7 protein-coding genes and 1 CRISPR repeat array are annotated in these 12,270 nt (G+C 44.8%); of the genes, 5 read left to right on the forward strand and 2 right to left on the reverse strand.

The window, feature by feature from the left end; genetic code table 11:
- The first annotated feature begins 2 nt into the window (after positions 1–2).
- From cas3f to cas6f, 5 genes are all read left to right on the forward strand, one after another.
- Positions 3–3,338 carry a type I-F CRISPR-associated helicase Cas3f gene (gene cas3f / locus L4C35_RS13130; protein ID WP_428463289.1) on the forward strand — a complete coding sequence of 1,112 codons (3,336 nt, stop codon included), beginning with the start codon at positions 3–5 and terminating at the stop codon, positions 3,336–3,338.
- Positions 3,339–3,556: 218 nt separating this feature from the next.
- Entirely contained in the window at positions 3,557–4,861 is a 1,305-nt protein-coding gene (csy1, locus tag L4C35_RS13135) for a type I-F CRISPR-associated protein Csy1 (protein WP_428463290.1), read from the forward strand.
- Positions 4,861–5,796, forward strand: a complete 936-nt coding sequence (gene csy2, locus L4C35_RS13140) for a type I-F CRISPR-associated protein Csy2 (RefSeq protein ID WP_428463291.1) — start codon at positions 4,861–4,863, stop codon at positions 5,794–5,796. The genes csy1 and csy2 overlap by 1 nt, the downstream gene beginning before the upstream one ends.
- Before the next feature lie 11 nt (positions 5,797–5,807).
- A complete protein-coding gene (gene csy3, locus L4C35_RS13145) occupies positions 5,808–6,791 on the forward strand; it encodes a type I-F CRISPR-associated protein Csy3 (protein ID WP_428463292.1) in 984 nt (327 codons plus the stop codon).
- A 2-nt stretch (positions 6,792–6,793) separates the two neighbouring features.
- Positions 6,794–7,348, forward strand: coding sequence for a type I-F CRISPR-associated endoribonuclease Cas6/Csy4 (cas6f, locus tag L4C35_RS13150; RefSeq protein ID WP_428463293.1), 555 nt, complete (start codon positions 6,794–6,796; stop codon positions 7,346–7,348).
- A gap of 138 nt (positions 7,349–7,486) precedes the next feature.
- Positions 7,487–9,556: a CRISPR direct-repeat array (repeat unit 28 nt; unit sequence CTTCACTGCCGAACAGGCAGCTTAGAAA).
- A 105-nt stretch (positions 9,557–9,661) separates the two neighbouring features.
- Here cas6f and L4C35_RS13155 read toward each other — a convergent pair.
- Both L4C35_RS13155 and L4C35_RS13160 read right to left on the reverse strand, forming a co-directional pair.
- Complete coding sequence (locus L4C35_RS13155; protein WP_428463294.1) at positions 9,662–11,059, reverse strand: serine hydrolase domain-containing protein; 1,398 nt, start codon at positions 11,057–11,059, stop codon at positions 9,662–9,664.
- 59 nt (positions 11,060–11,118) lie between these two features.
- A complete protein-coding gene (locus L4C35_RS13160) occupies positions 11,119–12,027 on the reverse strand; it encodes a LysR family transcriptional regulator (RefSeq protein ID WP_428463295.1) in 909 nt (302 codons plus the stop codon).
- Positions 12,028–12,270 lie beyond the last annotated feature (243 nt).

Consider the following 12,270-nt stretch of genomic DNA (forward strand, 5'->3'; position numbering starts at 1 on the left):
GGGTGAATATTTTATTGGTTTCTGAGTGCAGCAAGCAAGCCTTACCAGAAACACGCCGCGTCTTAGACCAATTTGCAGAGCGTAAAGGTAGGCGAACATGGCAGACACCAATCACCTATGAAGGGCTAAAAACATTAAGACAATTATTAAAGAAAACAGCAAGGCGCAATACCGCTGTAGCTTGCCATTGGGTACGTGGCAAAAACCATACGGAATTAATGTGGGTTGTTGGTAATCGTCGCAAGTTTAATTTAGATGGCAGTGTTCCAACTAATATGACTCAGCGAGATATTCTTAGAAGCCAAGATGAAAACAACATGAATAGCATTCAAGCCTCCGCTCTTATGGCTGGAATTGCGGCTCTGTTCCACGACTTCGGTAAAGGCAACAAGCTGTTTCAACAGAAGCTAAAACCTAAATCAAAAAGCAAAGGTTTCGAACCTTACCGCCACGAGTGGCTATCTTGCCAACTGTTTATTGGTTTTGTGGCAGGCCGAACCGATCAAGAGTGGTTAGTGCATCTTGGTACTGTTTCTGAAAATGATGACAAACCACTAATTGAAGGTTGTGACCCAACGCAAAGTGTTAGCTTTACTGATTTGTCTCAGTCCCCGCTTGCCCAATGTATAGTCTGGTTGATTTTATCTCATCACCGATTACCAAAATGCCTTGGTGATGGACCAAAACAAGACTTAAATGATGTGGATAGCTGGCTTACGGGCTTTGGCGCCAATTGGAATGCGCTAAACCATTGTATAGATAAGTTTACCCCAGCAGAAAGAGCTGCTGTTACCGTGTTTCCTCATGGTACACCAATGCGCAGTTATAAATGGCGCAGTAAGGCCAAAGAGCTTGCGAAGCGAGCATTGAATCAAGCTAACTTGGCGGAGTACGCCTCCCTTGATAAAGCCTTTCCATTACACATTGCTCGCATGGCATTGATGTTGGCTGATCATGCATATTCTTCAGGGGAGCCGAATACCTATTGGCAAGATGATGGCTATAACGCCAATGCCAATACCTACAGAGAAACAGGCAAGCCAAAACAAAAGCTCGATGAGCACTGCGTGGGCGTGGCTCATCACGCCTACATATTAGCACGTACAATGCCTAAGCTTCGCGGGGTAATGCCTGCAATCACCAATCATAAAGGCTTCAAGCGTCGTAGCAAAATCAGTAAATTTCGCTGGCAAGATAAGGCCTACGATTGTGCCTACAGCATTGCTGAACAAACTGAGCAACAGGGTTTTTTCGGCGTAAATATGGCATCTACAGGCCAAGGTAAAACCTTTGCCAACGCGCGTATTATGTATGGTCTTTCCAATCCGACAATAGGCTGTCGTTTTAGTGTGGCATTAGGCCTACGTACCCTTACTTTACAAACGGGTGATGCGCTACAGCAAAGGTTGAACCTAGATACTGACGACCTCGCAGTACACATTGGTTCTCAAGCGGTGAAAGAGCTGTTTTATAAGCAAAAGCAGCAAGAAGAACTAGAAAAATTAGAGAGAGCTAGCGAAGGTGGCAGTGAGTCAGAACAGATCTTTGCCGAGCATGAATATGTGCGTTATGACGGTGAAATTGATAACCAGTATTTACATCGTTGGTTAGAAAACAGAGGCGCGATTCATAAGCTAGTAAGTGCTCCACTATCGGTTAGTACCATAGATCATATTATTCCCGTATCAGAAGGCGTGACAGGTGGCCAGCAGATAGCGCCAATGTTACGACTGTTAACCAGCGATTTAGTGCTTGATGAACCCGATGATTTTTCGTTGGAAGATGATCCCGCCCTTGCTAGGTTGGTTTATTTTGCTGGCCTTCTTGGTTCAAGGGTATTGCTTTCCTCAGCAACGTTGCCGCCAGCGTTAGTGACGCATTTATTTGCTTGCTACCAAAGCGGGCGTGCGCAATATAATCAAGTGATAGGACAGCAAGTTGCCATGCCTGTTTCATGCGCATGGTTTGATGAATTTGGTGTGAAATCGAATAGTGCAGGTGGTATCGCTGAATTTAGAGCTTGTCATGATGAGTTTACAAAGCTTAGAGCAGATAAACTGACCAAACACTCAGAGCATCTACATAAAGGGGACTGGCTGAAAATAGCAGAGACTAAACTTCCACCGCACCAAGTTATTGAAACTTTTGCTACTAGGGTGTTTCAAGGAATAACTCAGCTTGCCGCTGAGCATAAAACTGTTTCTGAACTACGAGGCTCTAAAGGTAAAACAGTATCGGCAGGTATTGTTCGCATGGCCAACATTGAGCCTTTAGTGGCTGTAGCAAAGCACTTGTTAGCAACCCCGCCGCCTGAAAATACGCGCATCCATTACTGTATCTATCATAGCCAGCACCCTTTAGCGGTGCGTTCGGCTATAGAGCAACAATTGGATGGGCTGTTGCAGCGTGACCGAGACGATCTTCAAGGGATCATCAAAACGCCAGTGGTTGAAGCTGCATTGGATCAATACCCTGAGCAGCATCATATTTTTGTGGTACTCGCAACGCCCGTGGCGGAAGTCGGGCGCGATCATGACTACGATTGGGCTGTGGTTGAGCCAAGTTCTATGCGCTCGATCATTCAATTGGCGGGGCGCGTGCAAAGGCACAGGCGTATCGCCCCGCAAACCACCAATATTTTAGTGTTAAATCAAAATGTTAAGGCACTTAAAGGCCTAGATAAAGCCGCCTACTCAAAACCTGGGTTTGAAAGTAAGCAAACTTATAAGTTAAGCAAAAATGGTAGTGAGGTGCCATGTCTTCAGCTTTTGTCTCATGATCTATGTTTGCAGATGGAAGCAAAAAATTTACATGAGATTAGCTCTTCACCTAGATTTGTTGAGCCTGAAAAAAGCCAGTTGCTAGTAAAAAAACAAGCGGGTGGTTTTATTGAGTTGGAACATCTCGCCATGAATTTAAAGCTAAGAGATACAGTTAAACCTTGGTATAGCAATAGCAAAGCACATTTATTTGCGGAGTTCCAAAAACAGACACCATTTAGGCAAAGTAGCCCATCGATTGATTACGTGTGCATGTTGGATGAGCTTGGTGAAGAGCCAGTATTCAAACAGTGGGATAGGGTATCGAACGAACTTATTGACTCGTCTGGTTTTGAGCCTTTTGGTGATCTTATGGTGGCCGATAGTAATTCAATTTGGGGTGCCGCAGAGTTACCAGAGGTTATTGAACAACTATCCGAATGGCACGATACAGAGTTGCAAGAAACCTGTATTCAGTTTGCTTCGGTTAGTTTACGTGCTCCGCGTGAGAACGAACTGGGTAAGCAGTGGTTGTATCACCCTGTGCTTGGGATTTTTGAAGGGAAAGAAATGAGCTAGCGATTGTGCTAGCTCAGTAAGCTACCTGTGCGGTAGTCAATGGTACGAAAAACACTGCGGTATATTTCTAAACTACGTGGAACGTAGGGGGGAGATTTTAAGCCAATGGCAGTGAGATGTAAATTAATGGCCAACATAAAACAAATACTGCTGTATAGGTTGAGTGTTTGATGTTGAATTGGTAGTATCTTGTCAACACCATATCTTATGGAGGGAAAATGACAGAATCATTAACCAAAGCAATTCATCACTTTATCGAGGAGCGCTATCAAACCAAGCGAGAAACACTCGATAAGGATTATGAAAAGGAACGCAGTAAAGCGACAACGGCACAAGATATAGAAGACGTTGAAGTCAAATTTGCTGATAAGCAAGACAAGCTACAGTCAGACTTTAACATCCCCAACTGGTTGGATAGCGCGGCAAAAAGAGCTTCGCAGATCAGCATGGCAACGCATGCCATTAAGTTTACTCATAGTTCCGCTAAAGGCACAAACGTGCTGGCCACTGATTTAGGCCAAGACTATCGTTATTTAGATACAGCCGTACTACAAATGCCCGCCATTGACGCAGTAGGTAACGCAGCAGCGCTTGATGTCGCAAGGCTACTGCAATTATCGGATGACAACGGTAAGTCTTTGCTTGATTACTTAAAATCAGATGATGTGGCTTCTTTGAAGGCCATTGCTAAAAATGATGCTCAGCTAGAAGAGTGGCGAGTTGGCTTAAAGCAAGCCTTACTAGATGCGACACCAAGCAGCCACACACTGGCTAAGCAGGTCTATTTTCCCATTGCGGATAACGAGTATCACTTGCTAGCGCCGCTGTATTCTTCTTCGCTTTCTCAGGCGATCTATCAAGCGATCAATTACAGCCGCTTTAGCCCAGAGATGGTGGCAGCCCGAGAAGCGCGGAAAAAACAAGTACCGCATTCAGAACCTGTTGTGGCATACCCGAACTTAGCCGTTACGATTGCTGGGGGCTCTAAACCACAAAACGTATCACAGCTTAACTCTGGGCGAGGTGGGCGTAATTATCTGTTTTCTACTCGCCCACCAGAGTGGCAATCGCAGCTTAAAGCGCCACTAACCAGTGACAATATCTTTACTCATCCAGAGCTTCGTTATGCCACGCGATTTGCTGTCAAGCGCCTAGTGCGCTTTTTGATTCAAGTGAATCAGCAAGAGCGAGAAAGTAACTTAACTATCCGAAACAAAGTTAAGCGGTTAGTTGATGAAGTGATAGATGAAGTGTTTGCAAAAGTAAGCCAATGGCAGCAATTGCCTCTAGGGTGGAGTGACGAGACCAATGAACTAGCTTCTGCGCAGTGTCGTTGGCTAGATCCCAACAACCCTATGTGGGATCAGCATGATGATCAATGGCAGCAAGATATTGCCAAAGCATTCGGTAGTTGGTTAGTCGCGAATGTAAATCACTTTGCCAAAGATGAGCTCTCACTCGGCCTTGTGGAATCAAATCAATGGCAAGAAGCCTTTAAGCAAGCACTGTGGGAGATAAGCTAATGGCAGCACAATATCTTATCTTAAAAAAAATACGCATCAGTAATGCCAATGCGATTGCTGGGTTTACTTATGGTTTCCCTGCGGTTACGCACTTTCTTGGTTACGTGCATGCGTTATCGCGTAAGTTACAGCAAAGCCACGGCATTCGTTTAGACGATGTTGGCATCATGTGTCATCAGCATCAAGTTCATGCTTATCGAGAAAATCAATACGAACCGTATTCTTTTGCATTAACTCGAAACCCACTAACGAAAGAAGGAAAGACAGCGCCAATCAATGAAGAAGGGCGCATGCACTTAACCGTCTCTTTAGTGATTAAAGCAAGCGGTATCAATATTGTCAGTGAGCAAATACGGGATGAACAATGTGCCGCGATCAAAGCGTTAGCCGAAAGGCATAAGTTAGCGGGCGGGCGTATTACTTCTATCGACAGTTGTGCTCTAGCGAAGAGTGATTGCCATAAAGCGATTTTGCGCCGTTTATTGCCCGGTTTTGTGCTACGTGAACGTTCAGACTTACTGGCTGAAAAGAATGAGCAAAGCGGTAATTCGTTAGATAACTGGTTGGATTTCTCAGCACTTAAATTTGCTGCGACAGATGAGCCATTAAGTGAGTCTGACGAAAGCGGCAAAGTGAAATGGGACAGAGTAGCAAAACCTAAGGGCTACTTAGTGCCAATTCAAATCGGCTACAAGCAAATAGCGCCAACCTACTCAGCAGGTGAAGTCGCAAATGTACGCGACAACCAAACACCAGTGAGCTTTGTTGAGCCAGTGCACAGCATTGGCGAGTGGATTGGAGCGCCAAGTAAGCTGGAATCGCTACAAGAAATAATGTGGAAATACCATTACCACGCCCCGTTTTATGTATGTCGTACTCAAGAAATTACAGAGGACGACACAATGGCTGATGAAGAATTAGATTTCGATTTTTAAGGAAAGTAACAATGACAAAATTAACCACCCCTTCCGTATTGGCTTTTGAATCTAAACTTGCGTGTTCAGATGCCGTTATGCACTCAGGTAACTGGCAAGATCGCGCTGTAAAAAATGGCTGGACAGCGATTCAAGTGACAGAAAAGTCAGTACGAGGCACCATTTCAAACCGCTTGAAAGGCGCGAAAGCCAGTAAAATCGATGCTGAAGTAGAAAAAGCTAACTTACAAACTGTCGATAACGCCGCGTTACCATTTGATTCCGACACATTGAAAGTCACCTTTACACTACGTGTATTAGGCGACTTAGCTGTGCCATCAACTTGTAATAACCCAGAGTATCAGTCTGCTTTAGCGGATAAGATCTCTAGTTATGTTCAAGCAAATGGCTTTAAAGAGCTGGCGAAGCGTTACGCTACCAACTTAGCTAATGGTCGTTTCTTGTGGCGTAACCGCGTAGGTGCAGAGCAAGTAGAAGTGCGTATCAGCCACGGTGAACAGCAGTGGACATTCGATGCACAAGATCTTTGTTTGAAATCTTTTGATCACAATAACGATAAATTAGATCAAATATCATCTGTTATTGAACTCGGGCTTTTAGGTGAAAAAGCAACACTGCTGACAGTTGAAGCCTACGTTCAACTTGGCGAAGCGCAAACTGTTTTCCCATCACAAGAGTTGGTGATGAACTCGGGTGACAAGAAGAGTAAGTTCCTTTATCAACTTGGCGACCAAGCAGCCATGCACTCGCAAAAAATTGGTAATGCTTTGCGCACGATTGATACGTGGTACCCACAAAGTGACGAGTTTGGTCCAATTGCCATTGAACCGTATGGTAGCGTAACCAACCGTGGTGTTGCTTACCGTAAACCAAAAGACAAAACGGATTTCTATAATATTCTTGATAGCTGGATGCTGAAAGATAAAACCCCAGAGCTTAATGAACAGCATTACCTAATGGCGATGTTGGTTCGCGGTGGCGTATTCGGAGAGTAATAATGGATTACTACCTTGATATTCAAGTAGAGCCAGATCTCGAAATTACGGCGCCTGCTTTGTTAAATAATCTATTCGCCAAGTTCCATCGCGTAATGGCTCAAACTTGCAAAGGGCAGGTTGCAGTAAGCTTTCCAAAGCATGGTCGAGTGCTAGGTGATGTGCTGCGTTTACATGGCTCGAAGCAATCCATTGATTTATTAATGGCGCAGCCCTGGCTAAAAGGGCTAAGAGATTATACCCAGGTTGGTGATGTATTACCTGTTCCTGCTGAGTTATTCGGCTATCGCACCGTTTCGCGGGTGCAAAAGAAAAGCCCACAAAACTTGCGTAAGCGATCTATTGCAAAAGGTTGGTTAACAGAGGAAGAAGCAAGACACCAAATTCCCGAGAGCAAACAACCTCAGTTGAACTTGCCATATTTGCAGATACAAAGCCTTTCTAATAAAAACGTACTGCGTATTTATGTCAAGCATGGTGATATCAGTCAGCAAGCAGTAAGCGGTGAATACTCTAGCTACGGTTTTAGTAGCCAAGCAACTATTCCTTGGTTCTAACCTTTCTTACCCTATTTTTTAGGCTACCTGTAACTCATTGATTTTTAACTGGTGAGTAGGGTAGTTAAAAAATAGGGTTTTTCTCGTTTATTTCCCTCAAGCTCTTTAACAATCAAGCCTTCAGCGATAAACTCAACGCTTCACTGCCGAACAGGCAGCTTAGAAATCAGAGCTTTATCGATGCAGCCAAGATATTTGCTTCACTGCCGAACAGGCAGCTTAGAAACGCAAGAATTGCCGTAATAACGCTAAAGGATGCTTCACTGCCGAACAGGCAGCTTAGAAAATCGCGAGGAATGCAAAAAGGGACGCCGTTATCTTCACTGCCGAACAGGCAGCTTAGAAACACTCAAGCACTGAGGTGGCGGGCACGTTAGGCTTCACTGCCGAACAGGCAGCTTAGAAAAACAATGACGGGGTGCCTCTAACACTGGGAGCCTTCACTGCCGAACAGGCAGCTTAGAAAATCGCAGAATTAACAAGTAACTATTTGCTAGACTTCACTGCCGAACAGGCAGCTTAGAAAATATATTTTCACCTGATTTAATATATCATCTACTTCACTGCCGAACAGGCAGCTTAGAAACATACGCTGAAAGAAAATTGTTGACACCCGCGCTTCACTGCCGAACAGGCAGCTTAGAAAAATGAACACCACCTTCTATGCACTTTATGTGTCTTCACTGCCGAACAGGCAGCTTAGAAAGAAGATGAGGCCAGCATGATTGCCGGGCTTAACTTCACTGCCGAACAGGCAGCTTAGAAAACTAGCAGAGTCAGTAAATAACCCCTCGATAACTTCACTGCCGAACAGGCAGCTTAGAAACATATAACATCGTTTAAATCAAGGATGTCAGTCTTCACTGCCGAACAGGCAGCTTAGAAAGACAAGATGGCGAAAAAGGGCAAGGGCGACGGCTTCACTGCCGAACAGGCAGCTTAGAAAGTAAGGTAGGCCACCAGTAGTTGCAACAACCTCTTCACTGCCGAACAGGCAGCTTAGAAATTCCAGGCACACTTGAGAATCGATCATTTTTCCTTCACTGCCGAACAGGCAGCTTAGAAATTATTTCAATATGAACCAGTCAAAGTCTGAATCTTCACTGCCGAACAGGCAGCTTAGAAATGATGATATGAAGGTAATGCTTCTTGATTTGGCTTCACTGCCGAACAGGCAGCTTAGAAAGTGCGATCTGCATATCGTAGTCACGTATCGCTCTTCACTGCCGAACAGGCAGCTTAGAAAATCCAGACTACGATTTATGGCCATGTTATTGATCTTCACTGCCGAACAGGCAGCTTAGAAAGAGAAATAAACACGATTGGGAGAAGCAAGTGACTTCACTGCCGAACAGGCAGCTTAGAAATATCTACGCGCATCTATGAGCAAGTAAAAGATCTTCACTGCCGAACAGGCAGCTTAGAAAGAAGATAGTTTGCCCTTCATTGTCTAGCGTAACTTCACTGCCGAACAGGCAGCTTAGAAATGCTTGGCTTCGGTTTCGAATTCAACTTCATTCTTCACTGCCGAACAGGCAGCTTAGAAAAGATGATAGAGAAACTGATATTGCTATCGTTACTTCACTGCCGAACAGGCAGCTTAGAAAGTTGATGGTGTGGCTAAGCATACAAGCGCTGCCTTCACTGCCGAACAGGCAGCTTAGAAAACTGCACATCACCAGCCACCAATGCGCGGGTGCTTCACTGCCGAACAGGCAGCTTAGAAAAAACGTATCAACTTGGCCAGTCAACCCGCCAGCTTCACTGCCGAACAGGCAGCTTAGAAAGATAACTTCTTTAGTTACCGCATTAATAAGGGCTTCACTGCCGAACAGGCAGCTTAGAAAAATATGGTTAACAAGTTTTTTAACGTAATTATCTTCACTGCCGAACAGGCAGCTTAGAAATGAGATGGCACTTCCGAAAGTACATCAATTAGACTTCACTGCCGAACAGGCAGCTTAGAAAAGCATGTTTGAGCACCTTCGGGAGCTGCAAGACTTCACTGCCGAACAGGCAGCTTAGAAAAATCAGGCTGCAAGATTTGTAAATGTTCTTGCCTTCACTGCCGAACAGGCAGCTTAGAAAATCATAAAACACCAGTGACTTATCGTACTTGACTTCACTGCCGAACAGGCAGCTTAGAAAAATGCGAACCTTGTTTCCCTGCGCATTATAGTCTTCACTGCCGAACAGGCAGCTGAGTGGTTCGTGACGGTGGCGATGCAGTCACTTAGGCTTAAACTAAAACAGCCCCACTTAAAAAAGCGGGGCTGTTGTTTATCTCTTCTTTATAAACTAAGCGCTTGCGGGTTACTTGGCTTGCGCTTGTTCTGCTGCGCTAAATGCCCCGTCAATCACGTTGAAGAAGGTGGCGATCATCGATGGGCCAGATGGCTTACCAAAGCTTGAGAAGATGGATAGTGTGTTGCCTGTTTTCCAGTCGATAACGTTGAACTGACCATTAACACCCACCATGGCAGAGATCTTACGACCATTGATATGTACGGTACGGAATTGGTTAGTGTAGAAACCTTCAGGGTCAGCGATTTGCTCTTGGTTATCTTTGTATTTCCAAGCGGCTTTTACTTCATCATCACCGTTGCGAACTTGTTCGACGAACCATTTCGGGATCAGCTGTTCACCTTTAAAGTTCTTACCCTCGTTCGCCATTAGCTGAGCCATAAGTGCGAAATCACGTGCTGTTGGGTTTACGCCGCCACTGTAAGGCATACGGCCGTGGTTCAAATCAGAGTAAACTGCAAGTGGGGTTTGGAAACCACCTTTCGTCCATAGCTCTTTCTCCATGAACTCGTTGAAGGTTAGCCCCGTCGCTTTTTTCACTGCACGTTCAGTCACCACACCTAAGATTTCGGTGTTAACGCACTTGTAGTTGTAGCCTTCGCCGTGCTTGTTGCCAAGTTTCACGTTTTGACCAAGCACTTTGATGAAATCTTCAATGCCGTCTAGGCGACCGTGTGCGCCTTTTTTGTTGATTAGCTTGCCGTTCGCGTCTTTGTCAAAGCCGTTGTAGCCTGCTGCAAGTGGCATTGACCAATCCCACGTAGACCATTCACCCATCGACCAGTGGTAGCCGTTAGTGTCGTCGTATTCGGCATCGATAGTACGTACGCCAGAGCGCATGTCAGCAAAGTGTTGCACTGTAGCGCCTTCAAGTGGCGTGCCTTTAAACTCTGGGATCCATTTTTCGATAGGGTCACTCATTTTGAAATAACCCTTTTCTACCGCAATAGAAGAGGTCATTGATGTAAATGATTTACCCGCACTCATCGCATGGTTGGCGGTATTGATATCAGTACCGTTCCAGTAATCTTCGGCCATGATACGGCCTTGGCTATCCATTAATACGAAGTTGTGGATGTTGGCGCGATCACGCATAAACGAGTACAAATCCATCATTTTGGTGCCGCCAAATACCTTCACCTGAGTAATGTCGACCTGAGTTGGCGACTTAACCATTGGCGCTTTGTTGGCTTCGTTATTCATGATGTAAGCGTGCTTGTGGTAAAGGTGCGCATCTGGATAAGTGAAGGCGCCAAGATGTTGCTCTTCCCAGTTATCGATGCCTGCACCGAAATTATTCAAACCAGCTTCTACTTCGACGACAGGATCATGGTAAGTGACCGCATGAACGGGAGCGGTCGCACCTAGGATAGATAATACAACGAGAGAGATAACTGATTTTTTCATAATTAATATTCCTTATTTGCGATGAGTGCATCCTATCAATGTAATTCGAATAGACTAAATTAATTACTATTCGATTTTCGAATGGTAATGTGTTCAATGATCGCTTGGCATACTGGGCCAATATTGCGGTTGGCCGCCCAGACTACGTCGAGTGCTGAGTACATTTGGGCTTGGTTAAACTCAGGCGTGATTGCGACTAGCGATCCTAAACTGAAGCGTTCAGCACACCAATCAGCAGGTAAGATCCCCCAACCTAACCCCAACTCAATCATATGGCTTGATTGAATTAAATTGTCTGCTTCCCATGTATCTTGCGACATGATGGAAGTCTTGCTGAGTACCGGGTGATTTTTTAGCGATTGGCTGATGATTTGACGCGAAGAGAGTATCTCCTCGTTGCTGATCTGTGCGCAGTTTGCCAAGGCATGATCGGGGCTACAAACACAAAGCCATTCATACTGGTGGGTGGTCATAAAATTCAAATATTGCGGATAGCTATCATCACCAAAGTGCACGCCAATATCGACGCTGTGATTGAGTAGCCCTTGTTGCAGTGCTTTATGATCAAGCAGGCGAATCTCTACTTCGGTATTAGCGTAAAGTCGATCGATAGTGAGCAGCATTGAATCGAGGCAGGAGAGTGGGGCCATTGGGTCTACACCAATAACAATTTTACTTTCTACCTGATTATTAATTGCTGAAGCGAAGCTGTTCATCTTATCTGCTTGGCGTAATAGTAACTTTGCTTGGCTGTAGAGTCGCTGAGCATCGGTGGTAAGTATCGGCTTGCGAGAGCTGCGATCAAACAATTGAACGCCCCAACAATCTTCTAAGTTACTCACGCCAATACTGACTGAACTTTGGCTTTTATTGAGTTTGCGTGCAGCCGCAGAAAAAGAGCCTGTTTCAACTGTGGTGACAAAGGCAAGAATTTGTTCAAGGTTCATCATAGGTGTTTGTTTCAGCATTGTTTAAAGACTTTGGCTGAATTTACCGCGTAATGAAGTTGATTGGCTATTTTTATCCGAAAAAACGCAATGAATAACGATTAGAAAAGTAAATGAGTTAGCAGAAATGCGTTTTAGTCAGTTCTTCACTCCATTTAAGTATGTTGGATAAGACTTCACAACCGCCGCTAGAGACCGAGTAAAGCAGGGTAAAAGGGGGAGTTTAACTTTTAATTTTGCTGTTGCTTGAAAATTAAACCACAA

This window comes from Photobacterium kagoshimensis (assembly GCF_050337045.1).
Taxonomy (GTDB): domain Bacteria; phylum Pseudomonadota; class Gammaproteobacteria; order Enterobacterales; family Vibrionaceae; genus Photobacterium; species Photobacterium kagoshimensis.